Here is a 25,420-nt window from a genome sequence, read left to right as displayed (position 1 = left end):
GGGATTAGCCTCCCATTGAGCGGCTGGAGGTACCGCTGGCGCTGCTGCGCTGCATGCTGTTCTGCTTCGCCACGGTTTCACCGAAGCCACCACGGGTAATGGTGGAGGTCGTGGCCGGTTTAGGGGCCAGCGCCGTTTTCGGCACGTTCATGGTTTTGCCGGAGGTCGCGGCACCATAATTACGGCCGGAAGCATCCACAAACTGGCCATTTGCCGGACTGCGCGGGTTTTTCGACGAGAAGAGTGGCTGCTGTGCAAAGCCTGCGCCACCGCCCATCATGCGACCCATCATGTAACCGGCCATCAGCGGCATCCAGAAACTGCCGCCATTCTGCTGGGCTTCAGCATTGGTGGTGCCGGCACCCGCCTGAGCCGGGGTCTGCTGACACTGGTTTTCACCAAATTCAGCGACACAATCTTCACGTGTGGCATATTTTGGCGCGGTGCGCTCCGCCTCTTTTTTGGCTTCATTGAAGGCGGTGGTACATTGCGCACTCTGACCCGGATTGGCTTTAGAGCAGTCATCGGCGTTCTGATACATCGAAACCGTTTCATCGTTCTGCTCGCAGCCTGCCAGCATAAATACCGCTGAAACCGCGATAGCAACAGGCGTTAAATGGCGCGCCTGCCAGCTCTTGCGAAAAGCGGCATAGCGAATAGATTTTGTGCGTTTCATTATGATTATCCTGTGCCCAAAGGTAGCGCATAGAATAGGGGATGGGGGGGTAAAATTGAAGCTGAAGGCCTGATGCCGCAGGGATCTTTACTTAGTTATACGTTCAACAGAGAGACGGGCCGCAAAGCAGCCCGTCAGTGCTGATTAGTTACCGAAAGGGTTACCGCTTTTCTGGCGGGCCGCGGCAGGACGCGCAGCCTCTGCTGAGCCCGTCGCGACCGGACCGTTGTCCACGCGCGCGGTCTGCTGCGCGTTTTCCGGTGCCACGGTTTCCGGAGAGGTCGGGATCTCTTTACCCAGCTGGCTGTTCAGTTTCTGCAGGCTTTGCTCGTTGAGCGTGCCCAGCGCATAGCTGATGTTCAGCTGGTTAATCAGGTAGCTGTAGCGCGCATCAGAAAGCTGCTGCTTGGCATTGTAGAGTACGGTGGTCGCATCCAGCACGTCGACGATAGTACGTGTACCCACCTGATAACCGGCTTCTGACGCATCCAGTGAACTCTGCGCAGAGACAACGGCCTGTTTATAGGCGTTGATGCTGCTGATCGAGGCGTTCACGTTGTTGAACGATGAGCGCACGGTCTGCACCGCAGTGCGGTGAGCGCTTTCCAGCTGTTCGCTGGCGCTGACGAAACCGTACTGCGCCTGTTTCACCTGAGAGGTCACGCCGCCGCCGCTGTAAAGCGGCAGGGAGAAGCTCAGACCCACCTGGTTTGAACCGGTGATGGAGTCGGTAGAGCCTGCACTCTGGTTAGCACGGCTGCCGCCATATTTGCTGTTCGACATGCCGGTAGAGGCGGTCAAATCCAGCGTCGGCATATGACCGGTTTCCGCGGAGCGGATCTGCTCACGAGCCAGATCCTGGTTCAGACGTGCAGAGAGCAGCGACAGGTTACGACTCTCGGCCTGCTTGAGCAGCGCACTGACCGCTTCCGGCTTATCGGTTCTGAAACGGTCGATATTCAGCGACGCCAGCGACAGGTAGTCCATGCCGGTGATCTGACGCAGCGTCTCTACGTTGTTATCCAGATTGTTTCGCGCGGTCACTTCGTTAGCCAGCACGCTGTCATACTGCGCGCGGGCGTTCTGAACGTCAGTGATGGCCACCAGGCCGACGTTAAAGCGCTGAGTCGTCTGGTCCAGCTCACGATAGATGGACTGTTTCTGCGCTTCGGTGTAAGAAAGCGTATCAATGGCTTTCAGCACGTTGAAGTAGGCGGTGGCGGTGTTCAGAATCAGATCCTGCTGTGCAACCTGATAGGTCACATCCTGAATACCGGCCGCTTTTTCCTGCAGGGTCAGCGCGCGCCATTTCGACATATCGAAAATGGTCTGGGTTAATTGCAGCGAGCCACTGGTCGTGTTGGAATGGAGTCCGCTGTTATCGCGATAACCGCTGTTGTAGGTGTAATCTGCACCCAGGCCGAGCTGTGGTAATAATGGGCTACGCGCTTCGTTGATTTTCTCAAAAGCAGAATCGCGATCGGCTGCGGCGCTGCGCAGATCCGGGTTGCTCAGACGTGCCTGCTGGTAAACCTGCAGCAGATCTTCGGCCTGGCCGGTAAAGCTGAAACCGCCCAGGCTCAGCCCAATAAAAAATGGGAGCAGTTTTTTCATTTGCATTCCTTTTGTTGCAGCAAATTGCAGTGCGTGCGCTGCCGGGTAAGCCAAAAATTATCGCCGATTCTAGCAGAGGGCAACTGTGAGATAAGTTGGCTGAACGTGCCTTCTCCCTCTAATTTACGTAAATAATTCAGAAAGAACACCCTACATGGAGCACGGTCAGAGGCTTTTTTCGCTCCACCCAATCTGCATAAGGAACCTGATGATGCCGGAAGAAAAAAAATCCCCCGTGACTTTCACAAAAAACGATGTAGAAATTATTACACGCGAAACCGTCTATGATGGTTTTTTTTCCGTTGTACGTTACCGCTTCCGCCACCGCCAGTTTAATGGCGAAATGAGCGGCGAAGTGCAGCGCGAAGTTTTTGAGCGCGGACATGCCGCCGTGCTGCTACCTTATGATCCCTTACGCGATGAAGTGGTGCTGATTGAACAGATCCGCATCCCGGCTTATGACAGCAGTGCCTCGCCCTGGCTGCTGGAGATGGTCGCCGGCATTATCGAACCGGGGGAGTCTGTTGAGCAGGTTGTGCGTCGTGAAGCCGTGGAAGAAGCAGGATTAGAGGTCGGCCGGATTAAGCCTATGTTGAGCTATCTGGCCAGCCCTGGCGGCACCAGCGAACGACTGTCGGTGCTGATTGGGGAAGTGGATGCCAGCCTGGCAGAGGGATGCCATGGTCTGGAGGAAGAGAATGAGGATATTCTTGTCCATGTGGTGAGCCGCGAACAGGCTTATCGCTGGGTGGAAGAGGGGATTATCGATAATGCGGCGTCTGTCATCGCCCTGCAATGGCTGGCGTTGCACCATGAAAAACTACGTGAAGAGTGGATACAAAAATGAAACAGCGCTATACCCCTGATTTCCCCGAAATGATGCGGCTCTGCGAAACCAATTTCGCCCAGTTACGCCGCCTGCTGCCGCGCAGCGATGAGGCGGGCGCATCGGTGATCTATCAGGTGAGTGGCGCCCGTTATCAGCTGACCATTCAGGAGTCGACCCGCTACACCACGCTGGTGGAGATTCGCCAGGTCGCGCCTGCCGTGAGTTACTGGAGCCTGCCTTCGATGTCGGTACGGCTCTATCACGATGCGATGGTCGCTGAAGTGTGTTCAACTCAACAGATCTATCGCTTTAAAGCGCGCTATGATTATCCTAATAAAAAATTGCATCAGCGCGATGAAAAACATCAGATAAACCAGTTTCTCGCAGACTGGCTGCGCTACTGCCTGGCACATGGCGCAATGGCAGTTCCGGTATGCTGATGCGTATAATGCAGTAAATGGCGTGGAGACGAAGGAAACGCTTTGGATAGCCTGCTAACTCTTCCTGTGGCGAACGGTTCCGAAATCAGGATTTTACAAATCACGGACACCCACCTGTTCGCTGGAAAACATGAGTCGCTACTTGGGGTGAATACCTGGTCGAGCTATGAAGCGGTCGTGGAGGCAATTACTGCGCAGCAGCGCGACTACGACCTGATCATTGCCACCGGCGATCTGGCTCAGGACCACTCAGTGGAGGCCTATCAGCATTTTGCTGAGGGCATCTCACGTTTGCCCCGCCCCTGCGTCTGGCTGCCGGGAAATCACGATTTCCAGCCCGCGATGGTCGATACGCTGGCAGCCGCCCATATCAATGCCCACAAGCAGGTGCTGCTGGGCGATCAGTGGCAGATCGTCCTGCTCGACAGCCAGGTGCCCGGTGTGCCGCACGGCATGCTGAGCGACTACCAGCTGGAGTGGCTCGATAACGCGCTGGCCCGCTTTCCACAACGACATACGCTGGTCCTGTTGCATCACCATCCGCTGGCCTCAGGCTGCACCTGGCTCGACCAGCACAGCCTGCGCAATTCCCATCAGCTTGACGCGGTGTTACAGCGCTATCCGCTGGCCCGGACGCTGGTATGTGGTCACATTCATCAGGAGCTGGATCTGCTGTGGCATGGCCGCCGGGTGCTGGCGACCCCTTCGACCTGCGTGCAGTTCAAACCCCACTGCACCAGCTTTGCGATTGATACCGTCGCGCCAGGCTGGCGCTGGTTTACCCTGCATCCGGATGGCGGCGTAGAGACCGAAGTTAACCGGCTCGACACCGACGCTTTTCGTCCCGATTTAGACTCAGAAGGATACTGACGCGTGGCGGCACTGCTCTATCTGCACGGTTTTAACAGCTCGCCGCAGTCGGCGAAGGCGACGCAGTTCCGGCAATGGTTAGAGACGCATCATCCGTCGATTAAGATGATTGTGCCGCAGCTGCCAACCTTTCCGGCGGACGCTGCCGCCCTGCTGGAAGAGCTGGTCCTGAGCCACAGCGGTGAAACCCTGGGGCTGGTCGGCTCGTCGCTGGGGGGCTATTACGCCACCTGGCTGTCACAATGCTTTATGCTGCCGGCGGTTGTCGTCAACCCTGCGGTACGCCCCTTTGAGCTGCTGGCCGATTTCCTCGGCGACAATCAGAATCCCTACACCGGCCAGCAATATGTGTTAGAGTCACGCCACATTTACGATCTGAAAGTAATGCAGATCGAACCGCTGGAAGCGCCCGATTTACTCTGGCTGCTGCAACAAACCGGCGATGAAGTTCTCGATTACCGTCAGGCGCTCGACTACTACAGCGCGTGTCGCCACACGGTAGAAGAGGGCGGAAATCATGCATTTACTGGATTCGAGCGCCATTTCCCGCAGATTCTGGACTTTCTTGGTCTGAATCACACCTGAGTAACGCGGAAATCGCACCCCATTTCACCCATCTGACAGACATTTACGATGAGTCAATCAAATTATAACGCGGATGCCATTGAGGTCCTGACTGGCCTTGAGCCTGTTCGCCGTCGCCCGGGGATGTACACCGATACGACGCGGCCCAACCATTTGGGTCAGGAAGTGATTGATAACAGCGTCGATGAGGCGCTGGGCGGCCACGCGAAGCGGGTTGAAGTGATTCTGCACGCCGATCAGTCGCTGGAAGTCATTGATGACGGGCGCGGCATGCCGGTGGATATTCACCCGGAAGAGGGCGTGCCAGCCGTCGAGCTGATCCTCTGCCGCCTGCATGCGGGCGGCAAGTTTTCCAACAAGAACTACCAGTTTTCGGGCGGCCTGCACGGCGTCGGGATCTCGGTCGTTAACGCCCTCTCTAAACGTGTCGAAGTCACGGTGCGCCGTAATGGCGAGATCTATGACATGGCGTTTGAGAATGGCGACAAAGTTCAGGATCTGACCGTGACCGGCACGGTGGCAAAACGCAACACCGGTACGCGCGTCCACTTCTGGCCCGATGAGAGCTTCTTCGACAGCCCGCGTTTCTCGGTTTCGCGCCTTTCACATCTGCTGAAAGCCAAAGCGGTGCTCTGTCCGGGCGTTGAGATAATCTTTAAAGACAAGCTCAACAACACCGAACAGCGCTGGTGCTATGAAGATGGCCTGACCGACTATCTGTGTGAAGCCGTGAACGGCCTGCCTACGCTGCCTGAAAAACCGTTTGTCGGCAGTTTTGCCGGTGATGTGGAGGCGGTGGACTGGGCGCTGTTGTGGCTGCCGGAAGGCGGTGAGCTGTTAACGGAAAGCTACGTCAACCTGATCCCGACCATGCAGGGGGGAACCCATGTTAACGGTCTGCGTCAGGGGCTGCTGGATGCGATGCGTGAGTTCTGCGAATACCGCAATATCCTGCCGCGTGGCGTGAAGCTCTCTGCGGAAGATATCTGGGACCGCTGCGCCTATGTGCTGTCGGTGAAGATGCAGGATCCGCAGTTTGCCGGTCAGACCAAAGAGCGCCTGTCATCACGTCAGTGTGCCGCCTTTGTGTCGGGCGTGGTGAAGGATGCCTTCAGCCTGTGGCTCAACCAGAACATCCAGACGGCAGAACTGCTGGCTGAACTGGCGATCTCCAGCGCCCAGCGGCGTATGCGGGCCGCCAAAAAGGTGGTGCGCAAGAAACTCACCAGCGGGCCGGCGCTGCCAGGCAAGCTGGCGGACTGCACCGCCCAGGATCTGAATAAGACAGAACTGTTCCTGGTCGAAGGGGACTCGGCAGGCGGATCGGCCAAGCAGGCCCGCGATCGTGAATATCAGGCGATCATGCCGCTGAAAGGCAAGATCCTGAACACCTGGGAAGTCTCTTCCGATGAGGTGCTGGCGTCGCAGGAAGTGCATGATATTTCGGTGGCGATCGGTATCGATCCCGACAGCGAAGATCTTTCTCAGCTGCGTTACGGCAAGATCTGCATCCTGGCGGATGCGGACTCGGATGGGCTGCACATCGCCACGCTGCTCTGTGCGCTGTTCGTGAAGCATTTCCGTTCCCTGGTCAAAGGCGGGCACGTCTACGTCGCCATGCCGCCGCTTTACCGTATCGACCTCGGCAAAGAGGTTTACTACGCGCTGGACGAAGATGAGAAAGAGGGCGTGCTGGAGCAGCTGAAACGCAAAAAGGGTAAGCCTAACGTACAGCGCTTCAAAGGGCTGGGTGAGATGAACCCGCTGCAGCTGCGTGAAACCACGCTCGATCCCAATACCCGCCGTCTGGTGCAGCTGACCATCAGCGACGAGGATGCGGATCAGACCCTGCGCATGATGGATATGCTGCTGGCGAAAAAACGTTCCGAAGACCGGCGCAACTGGTTGCAGGAAAAAGGCGATATGGCCGACATCGAAGTGTAAAAAGCAGGACGCGAAAGCGTCCTGTTCTTTTATGCCCGACGCATCACCCGTGAACGGTGGCCGGAAAGCCAGTCCACTCAGCAGAGACAGTAACCCTTGTGAAAATTACCCTGGAAGAGCTACGCGCCTGGGTGGCGGTGGTGGACAGCGGCTCGATTACGGCGGCGGCCTCTCAGCTGGCGCAGACCAGTTCCGGTATCAGTCGGGCACTGTCGCGGCTGGAGAGTAAACTGCAGACCACGCTGCTGCATCGCACCACCCGACGGCTGGCACTGACCGAAGAGGGGCAGGTCTTTCTGGAGCATGCGCGCCAGATTCTGGCCTCGGTTGAACAGGCTGAAGAGCAGATTGCCCTGCGGCGTGAAATGCCGTCAGGACGGCTGCGGGTCAACGCAGCGACGCCCTTTATGCTGCATGTGATCGTGCCGCTGGTGGAGGATTTCCGCGCCCGCTATCCGCTGATCCAGCTTGAGCTGAATACCGACGATATCCTGATCGATCTGCTGGAGCAGCAGACCGACGTGGCCATTCGCATTGGTGAACTGCGCGACTCCACGCTGCGCGCCCGGATGCTGGGCAGCAGCGCGATCCGGCTGATGGCGAGTCCGGCTTATCTGGCGAAGGCGGGCACACCGCAGAGCGTTGGCGATCTGGCGCAGCATCAGACCATTGGCTTCAGTCATCCTGAGATCCATAACCTCTGGCCGGTCTGGCAGGCGGAAGGGGAGTTTATGCGGGTTAAGCCGACGATCGCGGCTTCCAGCGGAGAGACCATCCGGCAGCTGGCGCTGGCAGGACAGGGGATTGCGCGCCTTTCCGACTTTGTCAGTCGCGAAGATTGCGCCGCCGGGCGACTGGTGCCGGTGCTGGCAGCGGAAACCCGCGAGCTGCGGCTGCCGGTGCATGCGGTCTACTACCGAAACACCACGCTCTCTTCGCGCATTGGCTGCTTCCTGGATTTTCTCCGCAGCGAGATCGACCGTCGACAGCTGCTCTGAGCCGTCTGTCAGAAATAAAAAACCCCTGTCGCGGGACAGGGGTTCAGATGAGTGCTAAACCCGCATGCGGGCACGTCTGACCGCAATGTATTAGCTCAGCGCGCAGGGAACAGGGTCAGAAGAGGAAAACGTCCCGCGCCATGGACGGCGCGGGCCGAGCAGTCATGGATGACGTTTTTGCGTTTTTCCGATCTGACCCTGTTCCCTGTGCCGGCTCGATCGCAAAGCGAATCTGGCCAGGTTTTTATCACCAGCCTTAACCCCGGTTACACCACAGGAATTAAAGCTTCAGCAACAATCAGGCGCTGGGTTCCAGCACCAGAATCTTCACATCCACCACGTCATCTTTGATCAGCGCGCGATGGGCATCCATGTGCGGCATCTGCTGATGCTGCTCCAGATGGCGCAGCGTTTCCCACTGTTCCAGCATGAAAATAGAGTCGGGGGAGTTCTGCTTCCACGGCACCTGAGCCTGATGATCCAGCAGCGCGTCATACTGATGGCAGCCATCTTCTGCCAGCACCTGCGGGATCAGCTTGTTCACGGCATCGAGCACGGCCTGGCGGCGTCCGGGTTTGACACAAATTTCTGCTACGACAGTTAACATTCGCGAATTCCTCTTTCGTGGGAAAAGTGTAAGTCTCCACCCTCTATCTTAGGCAAAAAACTGGCTAAGATGGTTCCGATAAGCGGCGATGTCGCGTGGCACGTCCGGAGCTTTAATCACGTCGTTGCAGATAAAGGTCGGCAGCGCCTCCATTCCCAGGAACTGATTCGCTTTGTGGAAGTGCAGATAGAGACCATCCACGCCGACGCCTTCAAAGAACTGCTCCGGATCGGTAAAGGCCTGCAGCGGCGCGTTCCAGGTCAAAGACAGCATATATTTTTTGCCCTGCAGCAGGCCGCCGGAACCATATTTTTTCGCGGCATCGGAGCGGGTACGACCATCGCTGGCGTAGAGCGAGCCGTGGCCTTCGGTGAAGACTTCATCGATGTAACGCTTCACGGTCCAGGGCTCACCCATCCACCAGCCCGGCATCTGATATATCACCACATCGCTCTCAACGTACTTCTGTACTTCATCGGCTACCACATAGTCGCTGTCCGCGACGGTGACAGAAACCTCATGTCCCATGTCACGCAGCTGACTGGCCGCCACATCGGTCAGGGTGTGGTTCAGTTCGCCTTTAGAGTGGGCAAAGGTTTTGCCGCCATCAATAATTAAAATTTTGCTCATCAACTGTTTACCTCATTGTCTGAATATGGGGCTCAGCTTACGCGCGCTGCGGCCGCAGAAAAATGGGACGTTGATCACAAGACTTTTGCTATGACAGCAATAATCGGCCCGTCTATGGCACGATGAGTGGGCAAACTCATCATGAAAAAAACACCAATGAAAAAAATCGTCTTCGCTTTGCTGCTGGCCAGCGGTGCTGTCCAGGCTCAATCTCATCTCGACACTATCCTCAGTTCTAAAGTCCTGAAAGTCTGTACCACCGGCGACTACAAGCCTTACAGCTTCCTGCGTCCCGATGGTCAGTATGAGGGCCTGGATATCACGATGGCTGACGCGCTGGCGACCTCGCTGAACGCTAAGGTGCAGTGGGTGCCGACCACCTGGAAAACCCTGATGCCCGACTTTCTGGCGAAGCAGTGTGATATCGCCGTCGGGGGCATTTCGGTCACCCTGAAACGCCAGCAGACCGCCTGGTTCGCCCAGCCGCTGGATGTTGATGGCAAAATCCCGCTGGTGCGCTGCGCCGATAAAACGCGCTTTCAGACGATTGAGCAGCTCAACCGTCCCGATGTGCGCCTGATTGAACCGGCAGGCGGCACCAACGAAGCCTTTGTTCACAGCCATCTGCCCAACGCATCACTGACGCTGTTCCACGATAACGTCACCATCTTTCAGCAGCTGGTGGACAACAAGGCGGATGTCATGATCACTGACGCCTCCGAAGCGCGCTATCAGCAGCAGCACTATCCGACGCTCTGTGCCCTGAATGCTGACAAGCCGCTGCAGTATGGTGAGAAGGCGTACATGATTCCGCGTGACGACATCAGCTGGAAGCTCTATGTCGATCAGTGGCTGCACCTCAGCACCGCGACCGGGGAATACCGTGATATTGCCCGCCAGTGGATGGGTGCCGCGCGCTGACCGGCTCCTGCCTGACGACGCGAGGCGTGCCGGTCGCTGACTGGCACGCCTCGGGCGGCTGAAATCGCGCGGGTGCACGGCGCGCAGACCCGCGCTTCCCCTGTGACTAACACCAGCGAATAAGGTACTATCCTCGCCAAACCACCGCCGGGTGTCCCGCCGTTGTGGGCCACGATGTGAGGATGAGAAATTAATGAGTGAACTGACTCAGGATGGTGCAGAGCGTCTTGCCCTGCATACGTTTACCGAGAACGCGTACTTAAACTATTCGATGTACGTCATCATGGACCGCGCCCTGCCTTATATTGGTGACGGGTTAAAGCCGGTCCAGCGCCGTATTGTCTACGCCATGTCCGAACTGGGACTGAACGCCAGCGCAAAATTTAAAAAATCGGCGCGTACTGTCGGTGACGTGCTGGGTAAATACCATCCGCACGGCGACAGCGCCTGCTATGAAGCGATGGTGCTGATGGCGCAGCCTTTCTCCTACCGCTATCCGCTGGTTGATGGCCAGGGAAACTGGGGGGCGCCGGACGATCCCAAGTCGTTTGCCGCGATGCGTTACACCGAATCGCGCCTGTCAAAATATGCTGAAGTGCTGCTGAGCGAACTGGGGCAAGGGACGGTCGATTATCAGCCGAACTTCGACGGTACGCTGCAGGAGCCGAAGATGCTGCCGGCGCGCCTGCCGAACATTCTGCTCAACGGCACCACCGGTATTGCAGTCGGTATGGCGACCGACATCCCGCCGCACAACCTGCGTGAAGTGGCGCAGGCGGCGATTGCCCTGATCGACTCGCCAAAAACCACGCTGGAACAGCTGCTCGATATTGTTCAGGGGCCTGATTATCCGACCGAGGCGGAGATCATCACGCCGCGTGACGAAATCCGCAAAATCTATCAGTCCGGGCGTGGCTCCATCCGCCAGCGCGCGGTCTGGAAAAAGGAAGAGGGCGAGGTGGTTATCACCGCGCTGCCACATCAGGTTTCAGGCGCGCGCGTGCTGGAGCAGATCGCGAACCAGATGCGCAATAAAAAACTGCCGATGGTCGAGGATCTGCGTGATGAGTCGGATCATGAGAACCCGACCCGGCTGGTGATCGTGCCGCGATCTAACCGCGTCGATCTCGATCAGGTCATGAACCATCTGTTCGCCACCACCGATCTGGAAAAAAGCTACCGCGTTAACCTCAACATGATCGGGCTGGATAACCGTCCGGCGGTGAAAAACCTGCATGAGATCCTGACCGAATGGCTGGTGTTCCGTCGCGAAACGGTAAAACGGCGTCTTAACTACCGTCTGGATCGCGTGCTGCGTCGCCTGCATATCCTGGAAGGGCTGCTGGTGGCGTTCCTCAACATCGATGAGGTGATTGAAATCATCCGGACGGAGGATGAGCCGAAGCCGGTGCTGATGTCGCGTTTTGGCATCAGTGAAACCCAGGCCGAATCGATTCTCGAACTGAAGTTACGCCACCTGGCAAAACTGGAAGAGATGAAGATCCGTGGCGAGCAGGCGGATCTGGAAAAAGAGCGCGATCAGCTGCAGGCCACGCTGGCCTCTGAGCGCAAGATGAACACCCTGCTGAAGAAAGAGCTGCAGGCTGACAGCGCCAGCTACGGCGATGAGCGTCGTTCGCCGCTGCGTGAGCGTGAAGAAGCCAAAGCCCTGAGTGAAACCGAGCTGGTGCCGTCTGAGCCGGTCACCATTGTGCTGTCGCAGATGGGCTGGGTACGCAGTGCTAAAGGGCACGATATCGATCCGGCGGGCCTGAGCTACAAAGCGGGTGACAGCTATCTGGCTGCCGCACGCGGCAAGAGCAATCAGCCGGTGGCCTTCATCGACTCCACCGGTCGCAGCTACACCCTGGACCCGACGTCGCTGCCTTCTGCACGCGGACAGGGCGAGCCGCTGACCGGCAAGCTGACGCCGCCGCCGGGCGCCGTGATTGAACAGGTGCTGATGGAAGCTGATGACCAGCGTCTGCTGATGGCCTCGGATGCGGGTTACGGTTTTATCTGCACCTTCAGCGACCTGGTGTCGCGCAACCGCGCCGGTAAAGCGCTGCTGACGCTGCCGGACAACGCCCGCGTGATGACGCCGATGGCCGTGCATCATGAAGATGACATGCTGCTGGCGATCACGCAGGCGGGACGGATGCTGATGTTCCCGGTCGGAGAGCTGCCGCAGATGTCGAAAGGCAAGGGCAACAAAATCATCTCCATTCCTTCCGCGGAAGCGGCCGCCGGTCAGGACAAACTGGCCTGGCTGATGATCCTGCCACCGGGCAGCGCGATTACGCTGCACGTCGGCAAGCGTAAAATGTTGTTGCGCAGTGAAGAGCTTCAGAAATTCCGCGCCGATCGCGGACGTCGCGGCACGCTGTTACCGCGCGGCCTGCAAAAAATTGATCGTGTTGAACTGGATGCGCCTGCGCGTCCGGCGAGCCCGGATAGCGAAGCGTAAACAACCCGGCTGACCCCGCGTCAGCCGTGGCTCAATGAGGGAACTATGCTACTGATTCTGCGTACCATTATTGTCATCATCTATTCGATTTTGATCTGTGTGTTTGGCTCTGTCTGGTGTCTTTTTTCACCGCGCGATCCGCGTCACGTCGCCACCTTTGGCCATCTGTTTGGCCGCTTATCGACGGTGTTTGGCCTGAAAGTCGAACTGCGTAAACCGGAAGGGGCGGAGAACTACGGGAATGCGATCTACATCGCGAACCATCAGAACAACTACGACATGGTCACCGCCGCCAAAATTGTGCAGCCCTCGACGGTCACGGTCGGTAAAAAGAGCCTGTTGTGGGTGCCCTTTTTTGGCCCGCTCTACTGGCTGACCGGCAACCTGCTGATTGACCGTGACGACCGTGCTAAAGCGCGCGGCACCATCGGTGAGCTGGTGGATCAGTTCAACCGCAAGCGCATCTCCATCTGGATGTTCCCGGAAGGCACGCGCAGTCGGGGCCGTGGCCTGCTGCCGTTTAAAACCGGGGCATTCCACGCTGCTGTCGCGGCGGGCGTGCCGATCATTCCGATTGTGGTCTCCAACACCCATGACAAGATCAACCTTAACCGCCTGAAAAATGGCCTGGTCATCGTTGAGATGCTGCCACCGGTTGACGTAAAGGCGTTCGAATCGGTTTCGGTGCGTAAGCTGGCTACCCACTGTCGCGAACTGATGGCCGCGAAGCTGGAAGAGCTGAACGCCGAAGTGGCCGAGCGCGAAAAAAACGGAAAAATCTGACCGGCGAGCCGTTCGCCGAACTATCCTGCATGGATGCCACACGGCGTGGCAGTGACTGCCCGCCGTCGTGAACGCAGCACAGCAAAAACAGAGCAATAAAAACAGGGTCGGCGCGTTAGCGCCACGCGTAAAGGGTCAGAAGTTTTATGTCTTTCAGCAGACGTCAGTTCATCCAGCTTTCTGCCGGAGTGGCGCTTAGCGCCGGTATCATCCCTCATGCGGCCCGTGCCGCGTCTTCTGCCAGTGGCGACACACCGCTTCCGGTTCCGCCGTTGCTGGAGTCCCGTCGCGGCCAGCCGCTGTTCCTGACGATGCAGCGCAGCCACTGGTCGTTTAATGGCGACAACAACAAAGTACCGGTCTGGGGCATCAATGGCCTCTACCTGGGGCCGACCGTCCGGGTTTACAGCGGCGATGACGTTAAGCTGATCTACAGCAACCGGCTGAATGAACCGGTCTCTATGACCGTCAGCGGCCTGCAGCTGCCAGGCGCCCTGATGGGCGGCGCGCCGCGCATGATGTCGGCTGGGGTTGACTGGGCACCGGTTCTGCCGATTCGTCAGGCCGCCTCGACCTGCTGGTATCACGCCAACACGCCAAACCGCATGGCTCCGCATATCTACAATGGACTGGCGGGCATGTGGCTGGTGGAGGATGACGTCAGCAAGCAACTGCCGTTGCCAAAGCACTACGGCGTGGATGACTTCCCGATTATTATTCAGGACAAGCGGCTCGATAACTTTGCCACGCCGGTCTACGACCCGCCGCAGGATGGCGGCTTCCTGGGCGATACGCTGCTGGTGAATGGCGTCCGCAATCCGTACGTCGAGGTGTCACGCGGCTGGGTGCGTCTGCGTCTGCTGAACGCCTCAAATGCGCGACGCTATGAGATGGTGCTCAGCGATAATCGTCCGTTTATGGTTATTGCCAGCGATCAGGGTTTTCTCTCTGCCCCGGTGGCGGTGCAGCGTCTCTCGCTGGCACCCGGTGAGCGCCGGGAGGTGCTGATAGACATGTCGCAGGGCGATGAGGTGTCGATTACGGCGGGAACGGCGGCGGGCATCATGGATCGGCTGCGTGGCTTCTTCGAGCCCTCATCGATTCTGACCTCTACCCTGATCCTGACCCTGCGGCCCACCGGTTTACTGCCGCTGGTGACCGATAACCTGCCGATGCGGCTGCTGGCCGATCAGATTCTGGATGGGGCGTCGGTTCGCACCCGCGAATTCCGTATCGGCGACACGATGCCGGGCATCAATGGCGCGCTCTGGGATATGAACCGGATTGATACCACCGCGCAGCAGGGCACCTTTGAGCGCTGGATCCTGCACGCCGACCGGCCACAGGCGCTGCATATTCAGGGCGTCATGTTCCTGATTAAAAGTGTCAATGGCGCACAGCCTATGGGCGAAGATCGTGGCTGGAAGGATACGGTGTGGGTCGATGGCAGTGTGGAACTGATGGTCAGCTTCCCGCAGAGTTCGTCAGACCATTTCCCGTTCGTCTATTACAGCCAGACGCTGGAACTGGCTGATCGTGGCACGGCCGGTCAGCTGGTGGTACAGCCTTCTGCATAACGCACAGAGTCAGGCGGGGAGACCCGCCTGACCCACGCTTTCTGCTCTGCAGCCGCAGAGCGGTCAGTGCGTTACCGGGCTTAGTTAAAAGTTTCCGGGTCCGGCCCCAGACGATTGCCGCTGTCCAGCTTCGCAATATCACTCACTTCATGCTTATCCAGACGGAAGTCGAACACCTTAAAGTTCTCTTCGATACGGGCTGGGGTTACAGATTTCGGGATCACCACCAGGCCACTGTCCAGATGCCAGCGGATAACGATCTGGGCCGGGGTCTTGCCATACTTCTTCGCCAGCGACTTGATGATCTCCTGATCGAACACCCCTTTGCCGCCCTGCGCCAGCGGACTCCAGGATTCGGTCTGAATCTGGTGCATCGCGTTCCAGGCGTGAAGGGTGCGCTGCTGCAGCATCGGGTGCAGCTCAATCTGATTGACCACCGGGGTGACACCGGTTTCATCCATCAGTCGCTTCAGATGCGCTTCATGGAAGTTGCAGACGCCGATACTTTTGGTCAGTCCCTGCTGCTGCAGCTCAATCATCTTCTTCCAGGCATCCACATAGTGATCTTTTTCCGGGCAGGGCCAGTGCATCAGGTAGAGATCGACCTGCTCCAGCTGCAGTTTCTGCAGGCTGGTTTCCATCGCCTGCTGAACGTTCTGCTGATCGTCATTCCACAGTTTGGTGGTGACAAAAATCTCTTCACGCGGCACGTCGGTTTCCTGCAGTGCCTGACCGATCGCCTCTTCATTTTTGTAGGCCGCGGCGGTGTCGATTGAGCGATAGCCGACTTCCAGCGCTTTCAGCACCGCATGACGCGCATCTTCAATGCTGGCCTGCCACACGCCGAGTCCCAGTTGCGGCATCATATTGCCATCGCGCAGTTTAATAATGGGCTGGTCTGCCATAGTTGCTCCTTTCCGTTGCGGTTAACCCATGAGATTTCACTGTGCTTAAGTCTAGCCAACAATTTTCAGCCTGCTCAGTGAAGCGCTCCGCCCGCGTTCTGAAGCCCTGCCTGATTCGGTAAAATTCTTGCCTGATTCTCCAGCCCGCTGGTGATTTGCACATCCGCGCGGCACACTGGATTTTTACCCGTAAAGGAGTCGCTATGGCGCACGATGCACTGTGTCACCGGCTGGCACAGCAGGTAGTTAACTTAATGACGCAGGGTCGCGACCGGCTCTGTCAGGTCGAAAATGTGTCGCTGATCTACGCAAATCAGTATCGTCCCCGGACGCCGATGATGTATCAGCCCGGCATTGTCATTTTGTTTCAGGGCAGCAAAACCGGCTACCTAGGCAGCACCGTCTTTCAGTATGACGCCAGCAAATATCTGATGCTCACCGTGCCGCTGCCGGCGGAGTGCGAAACCTGGGCGTCGCCGGAAACCCCGATTGCCGGGCTGTGTCTCAATGTGGACACCGCCAGCCTGCAGGATCTGCTGATCGAAATCGGCGATGACGACCAGTTTCAGCCGCAGCCGCTGACCTCCGGTATTCACTCGGCGTGGCTGACGGAGCCGATGCTCTGTGCCGCAGAACGCCTGCTTGATGTGATGACTCAGCCGCGCGAAGCGCGGGTGCTGGGACCACACATTGTGCGGGAGATTATCTATTACGTGCTGACCGGCCCGATTGGCGGCGCGCTGCTTTCACTGGTGAGCCGGCAGACCCAGTTCAGCCAGATCGCGCGTGCGCTGCGCCGGATTGAGAATCACTATGCGGATAACCTCAGCGTCGATGCACTGGCGGCAGAAGTGAACATGAGCGTTTCCGCTTTTCACCATAACTTTAAAGCGGTCACCCAGACGTCGCCGTTGCAGTACCTCAAGCGCTATCGTCTGCATCAGGCGCGGCTGCTGATGTTGCACGATGGGCTGAAAGCGAGCGCGGCGGCGGTGCGGGTTGGCTATGAAAGCCCTTCACAGTTTTCGCGGGAGTTTAAGCGCTACTTTGGCGTAACGCCGGGAGAAGAGGTGAGTCGGGTCAGGCAGACGGTCGCGGATCCGTCCGCCTGAGAGGCGGCAGATCCCGGCACCGCGTGCTGCAATCAGGCCTGTTTCTGCCGACGCTTTTTCCAGATCACCAGAATGCTGCCAAACAGGCCGACCACCAGTAACACCATCGGCAGCACCATCAGGATCGCCATCACCTGATCTTCATGACGCTTGATAAACGGCACCTGGCTGATGCCATAGCCAAAGGCGACCACAATGCCGACCCACAGCACGCCGCTGAGCCAGTTAAAGAGCTGGAAGCGACTGTTCTGCAGGCCCGCAATTCCCGCCATGGTGGGCAGAATGGTGCGGATAAAGGCGAGAAAGCGGCCGACCAGCAACGCCATCAGGCCGTGACGGTTAAACATATTCCAGGCACGCTGATGATACTGCGCGGGCAGATGCATCAGCCAGCTCTTCACCAGACGGGTATTGCCCAGCCAGCGCCCCTGCAGATAACTCAGCCAGCAGCCGAGGCTGGCGGCGGTCGTGAGGATCACCATCGTGGGGACAAAATCCATGACCCCTTTGGCCACCATCGCACCCGCCAGTAACAGCAGGCTGTCGCCCGGCAGGAAGGAGGCAGGTAACAGACCATTTTCCAGAAACAGCGTCAGAAACATCACGCCATATACCACCCATACCACATCCGGATTTGCCAGCGCGGCAAAATCCTGATGCCAGAGCGCCTGGACAATCTCGTGTAAAACACCCATTAGCGATTCCATCACGTCACAAGGAACTATTCGTCTGCATTCCGCGCGCGCAGTGACTGCACTGACGCGCTGAACGATACGGGATAAATGTTAACAACAAATCCGTTATAGCCCGGCAAACTCACTGGTCAGCCGCGACCCGGTTTATCTTCTGTTTACTTTTTTCTTTGCTCAGCGCGTCAGACGCGCAAAACCGGCCTCCAGATCGGCGATCAGGTCATCTACATGCTCCAGACCGATGTGCAGCCTGACCAGCGTACCGGTGAAATCCACGCCGCCCGCCGGACGAATCGCGGCCAGTTCTTCAGGCTGATTGGCCAGGATCAGCGATTCATAGCCGCCCCAGGAGTAAGCCATGCTGAAATGATGGAAGTGATCGAGATATTCCGCCAGCTGCGGGGCGCTCAATTTTTCCTGCAGAATGAATGAGAAGAGGCCGCTGCTGCCGTTAAAGTCGCGCTGCCAGAACGTATGGCCTTTGCTCTGCGCCAGCGCAGGATGGTTGACGCGGGCCACCTCGGGCCGTGCTGCCAGCCACTCCGCGACCTGCAGGGCGCTCTCTTCATGCTGACGCAGACGGGTGCCCAGAGTGCGCAGGCCGCGGCTCGCCATATAGGCGGTATCGGCATCGACCATCTGGCCCATCAGATAGGAGTTTTCGCGCAGCTGATCGATGCAGCGCGCATTGGCGACCGCCGTGCCGATCATCGCATCGCTGTGTCCAATCAGATATTTGGTGCCAGCCTGAATCGAGATATCGACGCCGTGCGCCAGCGCATCAAACAGGATACCGGCTGCCCAGGTGTTATCGAGCATGATGATCGCCTCGGGCGCGATGGCGCGGACCGCCGCCACAATCGCCGGAATATCCTGCACTTCCATGGTAATTGAGGCGGGGGACTCCAGAAATACGACGCGGGTGTTGGGCTGGACCAGCGCACCGATTTCGCTGCCGATGCAGTGATCGAACCAGCTGGTCGAGACATTCATCTTCGCCAGAATTCTGGTGCAGAAATCCTGCGTCGGTTCATAGACCGCGCCGCTCATCAGGAGATGGTCGCCCGCTTCGACGAAGGCCAGGATCGCATTCGCCACCGCTGCCGCACCGCAGGGGTAGAGCACGCAGCCCGCGCCGCCTTCCAGCTCCGTCATCGCATCCTGCAGCGCGAAGTGCGTCAGGGTGCCACGACGGCCATAAAAGAGTTCACCTTTTGCCCGTCCTGCGGTCGCGCGTTTTTTCTCCGCGACCGTATCAAAAACCAGCGAGGAAGCGCGCTGAATCACGCTGTTCACCGAACCCTGGGTATAACGCTTGCTGCGTCCTGCACTGACGAGCGTGGTATCAATTTTTCTGGTGGTCATGAGTCGCCCTTGCCGCTTCTGACTAAGCTCTCACGTTACCACGAAACGGCCAGCAGGGTTGAGACTCAATGGCGATTATCAGAACAGAGAGCAGGATAAAAAGCGGGTTGAAAGCCGCGCGGGTCACGGCAAAGCGGGCGGTCAGAGTTTGTAAATAGTAATGAGAACTACTATCAATTCGCCATTATTTTGCTATTATTCGCGCTTGTCCCGCATTCCTGTATATGAAGTTGGAGAAGCAGCGTGGTAGCCAGTGATTTGATGCAAACGGACCTCTCCGTTTGGGGCATGTATCAGCATGCCGATATCGTGGTAAAGGTGGTCATGATTGGCCTGTTGTTGGCCTCCGTAGTGACCTGGGCGATATTCTTTGGCAAATATGCCGAACTCAGCGCCGCGAAGCGCCGCCTGAAGCGCGAGCAGCTGGCGTTGGGCGAAGCGCGCAGTCTGAATGACGCCGCCCGCATTGCCCAGTCGTTTACCGATCACAGTCACAGCGTCGTACTGCTGAACGATGCGCAGAATGAACTGACGCTGTCGGCGGGTGTGGAAGATACTAACGGCATTAAAGATCGCACCAGCTTCCGCCTGGAGCGCCGCGTTGCTGCGTTCAGCCGCCACGCCGGACGCGGAAATGGCTTCCTCGCGACCATCGGTTCTGTCGCGCCCTTTATCGGTCTGTTCGGCACCGTCTGGGGCATCATGAACAGCTTTATCGGTATCGCCAAAACCCAGACCACCAATCTGGCGGTAGTGGCGCCGGGTATCGCCGAAGCGCTGCTGGCGACCGCGATTGGCCTGGTCGCGGCGATCCCGGCGGTGGTGATCTACAACGTCTTTGCGCGCATGATCGCCAACTACAAAGCCTCGCTGGGTGATGTCGCTGCGCAGGTGATGCTGCTGCAGAGCCGTGACATCGACCTGGGCACCGTGGCGGCTGAGGTTCCGCGTCCTGCAGCGGCTCAGAAACTGCGCTTAGGGTAAGTTCTTATGGCAATGCGATTAAACGACGATCTGCAAACCGATGGTGAAATGCATGAGATCAACGTGACGCCGTTTATCGACGTCATGCTGGTGCTGCTGATCATCTTTATGGTGGCCGCGCCACTGGCCACGGTCGACGTGCGCGTCAATCTGCCCGCCTCTACAAGCGCGCCGCAGCCGCGTCCGGAAAAACCGGTTTACCTGTCGATTAAAGCGGATAAGCAGCTTTACGTCGGTAACGACGCGGTGACGCCGGACTCACTGGTGAATGTGCTGACCAGCCAGACCCAGGGCAACAAAGAGACCACCATTTTCTTCCAGGCCGACAAGTCGGTCGATTATGAAACGCTGATGAGCGTGATGGATAAGCTGCGCACGGCGGGCTACCTGAAAATTGGTCTGATGGGTATGGAAACCGTGAAGAAATAGCGGGTTATCCGGCACGACAAAGAGGCGACTGAGGCAGTCGCCTTTTTTTATGGCCCTCTGCTGACCAGATGATATCTGGCTGATCCGCCGTGACACCGATCACTTATGCTGGCTGGCCTGTATTGTTAATTTGTTGTTACTTATGTACATAGAATTGTAAAGTGCAATGGTGAGCCAGGTCACATTATTCTCGCGGCAGGCAGGCTAAAACGGCTAAAAAACAACAGGAAGCCGTTATGAGTCACGCCCCGTCTTTACAAAAGCCCCCGAAAAGCGCCGCCCGAACCATCTTCAACGTCACCAGTGGTAACTTCCTGGAGATGTACGATTTCATGGTCTTTGGCTACTACGCCACGGCCATTGCTAAAACCTTCTTCCCCGGCGATGACCCGTTCGCTTCCCTGATGCTGACCCTGATGACCTTTGGCGCAGGCTTTCTGATGCGCCCGCTGGGGGCGATTATTCTGGGCGCGTACATCGACCATCATGGTCGCCGCAAAGGCCTGCTGCTGACGCTGGGCCTGATGGCGATTGGCACCCTGACTATCGCGCTGGTGCCGGGTTACGCCACGCTGGGCGCTGCGGCGCCGATTCTGATCCTGCTGGGACGTCTGCTGCAGGGCTTCTCCGCGGGCGTTGAGCTGGGGGGCGTGTCGGTCTACCTGGCCGAAGTGGCGCCGAAAGGGCGCAAAGGCTTTTTCGTCAGCTGGCAGTCGGGCAGTCAGCAGATTGCGGTGATCTTCGCCGCCCTGCTGGGTCTGATGCTGAACCATCTGCTGGCGAAAGAGGCGGTGACGGAGTGGGGCTGGCGTATCCCGTTTGTAGTGGGCTGTCTGATTGTGCCGTTCCTGTTTTATATCCGCCGCACGCTGGAAGAGACTGAAGCGTTCAGCAAACGCAAGCATCATCCGCGCATGACGGAGATCATGCGCTCGGTCGCCAGCAACTGGGCGCTGGTGCTGGCGGGGATGCTGATGGTGGTCACTACCACGGTGATGTTCTACATGATCACCGCCTTTACCCCGACCTTTGGCAAAACCGTGCTGATGATGAGTGATAAGCAGGCGTTCATGGTGACGCTCTGCGTCGGCGTCTCCAATCTCTTCTGGCTGCCGCTGATGGGCGCGCTGTCGGACCGCATCGGGCGTCGTCCGCTGCTGATCGCCTGTACCCTGCTGATGATTGTCACCACCTGGCCGGTGCTGCACTGGCTGGTCGGTTCAGCCAGCTTCGCCCATCTGCTGGAAGCCGAGCTGTGGCTGTCGTTTCTCTATGCCAGCTACAACGGGGCGATGGTGGTCTATCTGGCAGAGATCATGCCTGCTGAGGTGCGCGCGGCCGGTTTCTCCATGGCGTATAGCCTGGCGACGGCGCTGTTTGGCGGCTTTACCCCTGCCATCTCCAGCTACCTGATCCACGCCACCGGCGACAAGGCGATGCCGGGCGTCTGGCTGACCTTTGCGGCCATCTGCGGGCTGATCGGCACCCTGCTGATTGGCCGGATGGTGAAGCAGTATCAGCTGCGCCACAGCGGTACGCCGGTCAGCGCCTCGCTCTAAAAGGCTAAATCGACCACCACGCTGTCGCTGTAGTTTCCGGCGGGCGGCGTGGCTTGCGTCGTCAGGATGCGCGCGGTGTAGTTAAAGCCGCGCGTCAGTCCATCCGCAGAGACTGCGGTCGAGGTCGTGCTGCTCCAGCGCTCCGTCCCTGAGGGTCCCCAGCGATTGCTGGTCGTGCCTTTGTAGATCTCATAGCTCAGACGATTCGTTCCGCTCGCCATATTCCTCACGCTGCTCACCGGATAGCTGCCGTTACTCAGTCCGACCGTATAGGTGCTGCCCTTGCTGCACAGCACATTGATGGTCTGCGACACCGCAGAGAAGCTGCCGACCAGCGGCGCGCTGCCGAAGCTGATGTTGGGCGAGGTAATGGTGGTGCAGTCATTGGTGAGCGTAGCGGTCACGGTTATCGGGATCACGCCACTGCCGTTCTGTTCGCTTAAGCAGACGTTTCCCACGCTGACACTGGTACAGACGCGATACGTCACGGCCATGTTCAGCGTCACCTGGTAGGTGCCGGCGGCCACCACCTGACCGGGAACGGTGCGCAGGTAAACCGGGATAGCGAAGTTGAGGCTGCCCAGTAACCCCGCCAGATTGACCAGCGTCTGTGACCCATAGACGTAGGCCGCGCCGCCAATCGTCAGTTCACTGGCGCAGGCGCTGTCGGTGCAGAGCCGCACCGGCACATTATCGCTGCCGGTGTCACCGCTGCGTTTCAGGGTGCCGCGCGTGCCGCTGACATTCGTCGCGCCGGTCAGCTGAAACGTAATCTGGTTATTACCCAGCAGCGAGAGCGCGCTGCCCGAGCCACAGTTGACGTTGGCGTTGGTGGTGGTGGCGTTCACGGTGGTATTCGCCACAAATGTCGTGAGGGAGCCGAAGCTGGCGGTGGAGGCGGGAAGGGTACAGGCAGCATAACCCAGCGACGGCAGACAGAGCAGCAGGCCCGCAGGCATCAGCCATTTCAGCAGAATTTTTATCATGGTCGCGCTCCGGAAGAGAAAGTATCAGCGGGCGTGGCGGCGCTGCCCGTGGCCGGTGCAGGCAGCGGACAGGTCAGCGGGCCATAGGTTTTCAGCGCCTGCGGCTGACCGCTGGCGATGTGCAGTTCGGTTTCACAGCGGCGGCCGTCGGGCGTGACCACCGCGATCGGATTGCTGACCGTCAGCGCCTCCATCCAGACAATCCCATCCCAGCCCACATACTCTGTAGGATGATCGGGCCGCACGACCTGGCTTGAGACCGGCAGTGGCTGGCCCTGCGCATCGATCAGAATCACGCTGGCCGATCGCAGCTTCTCTACCGGGAAGTTGAGCAGATAGCCACTCTGACGCCGGACGGCAACGCGCTGCTCAACCTGTGGCGTGGTCATATCGGCGGGCAGATCCAGGGTGTCGATATCATATTTAGCCGGGTAGTAGCTGCTGATGGTGGGCACCAGCAGATAGCCCTGCTGGTTGGTTCGTCCCATCGACTGATTCTCGTAGCGGACGTTGACGTCGGGGTAGCGGGTTTTCACCAGCACAAAGGCGTCGTTGATGGCGTTGGCGGCAAAGACGCTGTTGTCCATCAGCACCAGCGCGCCGGAGAGATCGGCCCACTGCGTGAGGTTGTCGTCGTCGCCATAAAAGCCTCCCGAGGCGTCAACCTGGTTGTTGCGGTAGCGCAGGCTGCCCTGACGGTAATCGCCGCTGTCACCGCTCTGATTCGCCCAGGAGGCATCCCAGGCGAATCCGCCGTCGCTGGGCATGGCGCGTGAGGCGTAGACGCGCTGGCTGTTGCGGCCGCGCCGGTCGCGTTCGGTGCTGATCGCGGCACTGCCCTGTTCACCAAAGGGGATCACCAGCGAGATCGCGCCGGTCCAGCTCTTCTCCTGCTGATCGCGGCTGGCGGAGACGTAGAGGCTGCTGTTGCCCCACAGGTTTTTACTCCAGGAGAGATTCCACAGGCGGGTGCGGTCGCCCTGACCGCCGGTAATATCGATAAAGGCGGCGCCGACGCTGCCAAAACGGTTCAGTGAGACGCTGGCGCTGTACTGCGCACTGCGGCGCGACAGCGCGAAGCGGCTATCTGCCTGACTTCCGGCACGGCTGCCGACCAGCGCCAGGTTGCCAAAGTCGCGGCTGCGCCGGGTCTGCTGCGTGCCGAAATTGAACCAGCGGTTGTTGTACTGATAGCCCCAGCTGTATTGCCCGCCGCGCTCGCCATCCAGCTGACTCTGCGCCACCGCGCCGTTTACCACCCCCCAGCTGCCGACGCGCAGCTGGCCGCCCAGCCCGCCCATTGCCAGGTTTTCGCTGCCTTCGGCCTGGCTCTCCAGCGTCAGCCAGTCGGTCATGCCATAACGATACGCGCCGCTGGCGGCGGCCTGTCCGTAATCGAAATTTTTAATGCCGTAGTTCTCGCGGATCGCCCCGGCGGAAAAGGCGTAATCCGACAGTCCCGCTTTCAGCAGGTTACTGGAGACGTAAAAGGGCATGGTCGTGGTGACGCGTCGGCCTGTTGCATCGGTGGTGGTGATCACTGCATCACCCGCGCCGTTGACGAACGGGACATTGGTCAGCGACCAGGGGCCAGGCTGCACGTTCGCCTGGCTGGAGCGATAGCCATTAATAAACAGATCCACGGTGGAGGGGACGGCGGCCTGGCCGGAAAAGGCAGGCAGCGGGTAGGTGACCAGATCGGGCCGGATGCTGAAGTCGCGACCGATGCGGATGCCGCCGAGCCGCACGCTGCTGCCCCAGGCGAGCGAGTCGCTGACCAGATCCCCGACCCGCCAGCTCACCGCCGCATTTTCATCTTCGTTGCTCCACCAGGTGTCGTAGCGGATGTAGCCATCATCCTGATAAGAGGAACTGCCTTCCAGCTGCTGCTGCCAGACGCCGTTGCTGGAGAGGTGCCCGGCCTCCCCGAACAGCCGCAGCTCATTCCAGGCGGAGAGGCGGGTGCCGCTGTTGTCGGTGCGGCTGGCGTAAAGATCGTAGTTAAGCAGCGCGCCGCTGCTGGTCCGTCCCGGATAGCGCGGCCCGTTTTTCGCCTCGCCGATCACCTGGCCGGGCAGCCACTCTGGCGGCACGGTCAGCAGCAGCCGCTGCCGCGCAGCATCATAGTCCACCCTGACCAGAGGCAGGCTGCTGACATCGACCTGCGGCTGCTGGCCCAGCTTTTCCCGCGGCAGACCGGCACGCTGCAGATCGCCGCTGCGCAGCCAGAAGTGACCGTCGCGCTGCTCTGCCGGTACGATATTGCCCTCTGCCTGCTGATTCACCACCAGCTCCAGCATATATTGCTGCCCGCTGTCGCGGGACTGCAGGCTCGGCGGCGGTGGCAGGGAGGAGTAAGTCTCCGCCAGCACGCTATCCGGCGAGCAGGCGTAGCAGAGGCTGGCAACCGCCAGCGCACAGGGATGAAGCGGGTAGCGTCTCATTCA

At 58.8% G+C, this 25,420-nt stretch carries 23 protein-coding genes; 14 read left to right on the top strand and 9 right to left on the bottom strand.

The annotated features are described in order from the left end of the window. Positions 1–4: 4 nt before the first annotated feature. Together HFD92_RS15435 and tolC are read right to left on the bottom strand one after the other, a co-directional pair. Positions 5–676: a DUF1190 family protein gene (locus tag HFD92_RS15435; protein WP_111208167.1), complete on the bottom strand. Its 672-nt coding sequence runs from the start codon at positions 674–676 to the stop codon at positions 5–7. A gap of 144 nt (positions 677–820) precedes the next feature. Next, the gene (gene tolC / locus HFD92_RS15430) at positions 821–2,290 is read right to left on the bottom strand and encodes an outer membrane channel protein TolC (RefSeq protein ID WP_058956432.1); all 1,470 of its coding nucleotides are present in this window, start codon (positions 2,288–2,290) and stop codon (positions 821–823) included. Between the two features lie 211 nt (positions 2,291–2,501). Here tolC and nudF point away from each other — a divergent pair, with 211 nt between their 5' ends. From nudF to HFD92_RS15400, 6 genes are all read left to right on the top strand, one after another. After that, positions 2,502–3,137: an ADP-ribose diphosphatase gene (nudF, locus tag HFD92_RS15425; RefSeq protein WP_009087285.1), complete on the top strand. Its 636-nt coding sequence runs from the start codon at positions 2,502–2,504 to the stop codon at positions 3,135–3,137. Next, positions 3,134–3,559: a DUF1249 family protein gene (locus HFD92_RS15420; RefSeq protein ID WP_009087284.1), complete on the top strand. Its 426-nt coding sequence runs from the start codon at positions 3,134–3,136 to the stop codon at positions 3,557–3,559. Before nudF ends, HFD92_RS15420 begins: the two co-directional genes overlap by 4 nt. 42 nt (positions 3,560–3,601) lie before the next feature. After that, positions 3,602–4,429, top strand: a complete 828-nt coding sequence (cpdA, locus tag HFD92_RS15415) for a 3',5'-cyclic-AMP phosphodiesterase (RefSeq protein WP_009087282.1) — start codon at positions 3,602–3,604, stop codon at positions 4,427–4,429. A gap of 3 nt (positions 4,430–4,432) precedes the next feature. Continuing rightward, complete coding sequence (gene yqiA / locus HFD92_RS15410; protein WP_009087280.1) at positions 4,433–5,014, top strand: esterase YqiA; 582 nt, start codon at positions 4,433–4,435, stop codon at positions 5,012–5,014. A 48-nt stretch (positions 5,015–5,062) separates the two neighbouring features. Then, a complete protein-coding gene (gene parE / locus HFD92_RS15405) occupies positions 5,063–6,958 on the top strand; it encodes a DNA topoisomerase IV subunit B (RefSeq protein WP_009087278.1) in 1,896 nt (631 codons plus the stop codon). A gap of 98 nt (positions 6,959–7,056) precedes the next feature. Further along, positions 7,057–7,956: a LysR substrate-binding domain-containing protein gene (locus HFD92_RS15400; protein WP_111208166.1), complete on the top strand. Its 900-nt coding sequence runs from the start codon at positions 7,057–7,059 to the stop codon at positions 7,954–7,956. A 298-nt stretch (positions 7,957–8,254) separates the two neighbouring features. Here HFD92_RS15400 and HFD92_RS15395 read toward each other — a convergent pair whose 3' ends face one another. Together HFD92_RS15395 and HFD92_RS15390 are read right to left on the bottom strand one after the other, a co-directional pair. Continuing rightward, entirely contained in the window at positions 8,255–8,563 is a 309-nt protein-coding gene (locus HFD92_RS15395; protein ID WP_009087274.1) for a putative quinol monooxygenase, read from the bottom strand. A gap of 48 nt (positions 8,564–8,611) precedes the next feature. Continuing rightward, on the bottom strand, positions 8,612–9,193 hold the full coding sequence (locus HFD92_RS15390; protein ID WP_167429210.1) for an NAD(P)H-dependent oxidoreductase: 582 nt from the start codon (positions 9,191–9,193) through the stop codon (positions 8,612–8,614). Between the two features lie 156 nt (positions 9,194–9,349). Here HFD92_RS15390 and HFD92_RS15385 point away from each other — a divergent pair, with 156 nt between their 5' ends. The 4 genes from HFD92_RS15385 (at position 9,350) to ftsP (ending at position 14,941) form a co-directional block, all read left to right on the top strand. Then, complete coding sequence (locus HFD92_RS15385) at positions 9,350–10,114, top strand: transporter substrate-binding domain-containing protein (RefSeq protein ID WP_140029535.1); 765 nt, start codon at positions 9,350–9,352, stop codon at positions 10,112–10,114. A 193-nt stretch (positions 10,115–10,307) separates the two neighbouring features. Next, positions 10,308–12,581 carry a DNA topoisomerase IV subunit A gene (parC, locus tag HFD92_RS15380; RefSeq protein ID WP_167429209.1) on the top strand — a complete coding sequence of 758 codons (2,274 nt, stop codon included), beginning with the start codon at positions 10,308–10,310 and terminating at the stop codon, positions 12,579–12,581. 45 nt (positions 12,582–12,626) lie between these two features. Further along, positions 12,627–13,364, top strand: a complete 738-nt coding sequence (locus HFD92_RS15375; RefSeq protein WP_046102557.1) for a 1-acylglycerol-3-phosphate O-acyltransferase — start codon at positions 12,627–12,629, stop codon at positions 13,362–13,364. A gap of 146 nt (positions 13,365–13,510) precedes the next feature. Next, positions 13,511–14,941, top strand: a complete 1,431-nt coding sequence (gene ftsP / locus HFD92_RS15370; RefSeq protein WP_009087261.1) for a cell division protein FtsP — start codon at positions 13,511–13,513, stop codon at positions 14,939–14,941. Positions 14,942–15,021: 80 nt separating this feature from the next. Here the strand turns inward: ftsP and dkgA are convergent, their stop codons facing one another. Then, positions 15,022–15,846: a 2,5-didehydrogluconate reductase DkgA gene (gene dkgA, locus HFD92_RS15365; protein ID WP_009087259.1), complete on the bottom strand. Its 825-nt coding sequence runs from the start codon at positions 15,844–15,846 to the stop codon at positions 15,022–15,024. Positions 15,847–16,049: 203 nt separating this feature from the next. On the opposite strand from dkgA, the gene HFD92_RS15360 reads away from it, so the two are divergent. After that, entirely contained in the window at positions 16,050–16,958 is a 909-nt protein-coding gene (locus HFD92_RS15360) for an AraC family transcriptional regulator (RefSeq protein ID WP_009087257.1), read from the top strand. Positions 16,959–16,990: 32 nt separating this feature from the next. On the opposite strand, the gene HFD92_RS15355 is transcribed toward HFD92_RS15360, so the two are convergent. Beyond that, complete coding sequence (locus HFD92_RS15355; protein ID WP_009087255.1) at positions 16,991–17,653, bottom strand: DedA family protein; 663 nt, start codon at positions 17,651–17,653, stop codon at positions 16,991–16,993. 171 nt (positions 17,654–17,824) lie between these two features. After that, positions 17,825–19,015 carry a cystathionine beta-lyase gene (gene metC, locus HFD92_RS15350; RefSeq protein WP_140029532.1) on the bottom strand — a complete coding sequence of 397 codons (1,191 nt, stop codon included), beginning with the start codon at positions 19,013–19,015 and terminating at the stop codon, positions 17,825–17,827. Positions 19,016–19,276: 261 nt separating this feature from the next. Here metC and exbB point away from each other — a divergent pair, with 261 nt between their 5' ends. From exbB to HFD92_RS15335, 3 genes are all read left to right on the top strand, one after another. Beyond that, the gene (gene exbB / locus HFD92_RS15345; protein WP_185185208.1) at positions 19,277–19,999 is read left to right on the top strand and encodes a tol-pal system-associated acyl-CoA thioesterase; all 723 of its coding nucleotides are present in this window, start codon (positions 19,277–19,279) and stop codon (positions 19,997–19,999) included. Positions 20,000–20,005: 6 nt separating this feature from the next. Beyond that, positions 20,006–20,428 carry a TonB system transport protein ExbD gene (gene exbD, locus HFD92_RS15340; RefSeq protein ID WP_009087249.1) on the top strand — a complete coding sequence of 141 codons (423 nt, stop codon included), beginning with the start codon at positions 20,006–20,008 and terminating at the stop codon, positions 20,426–20,428. Positions 20,429–20,664: 236 nt separating this feature from the next. Next, a complete protein-coding gene (locus HFD92_RS15335; RefSeq protein ID WP_046102555.1) occupies positions 20,665–21,987 on the top strand; it encodes an MFS transporter in 1,323 nt (440 codons plus the stop codon). Here the strand turns inward: HFD92_RS15335 and HFD92_RS15330 are convergent. Together HFD92_RS15330 and HFD92_RS15325 are read right to left on the bottom strand one after the other, a co-directional pair. Next, the gene (locus HFD92_RS15330) at positions 21,984–22,973 is read right to left on the bottom strand and encodes a spore coat U domain-containing protein (protein WP_185155359.1); all 990 of its coding nucleotides are present in this window, start codon (positions 22,971–22,973) and stop codon (positions 21,984–21,986) included. The two genes, HFD92_RS15335 and HFD92_RS15330, sit on opposite strands and share 4 nt — an antisense overlap. Then, entirely contained in the window at positions 22,970–25,417 is a 2,448-nt protein-coding gene (locus tag HFD92_RS15325) for a fimbria/pilus outer membrane usher protein (RefSeq protein WP_167429207.1), read from the bottom strand. The genes HFD92_RS15330 and HFD92_RS15325 overlap by 4 nt, the downstream gene beginning before the upstream one ends. Positions 25,418–25,420: the final 3 nt, after the last annotated feature.

Source organism: Pantoea sp. EKM101V, assembly GCF_011800325.1.
Classification (GTDB): Bacteria; Pseudomonadota; Gammaproteobacteria; order Enterobacterales; family Enterobacteriaceae; genus Pantoea; species Pantoea anthophila.
Note: the sequence above shows the minus strand (reverse complement) of the source record. Positions and strands in the feature narration are given on the sequence as shown.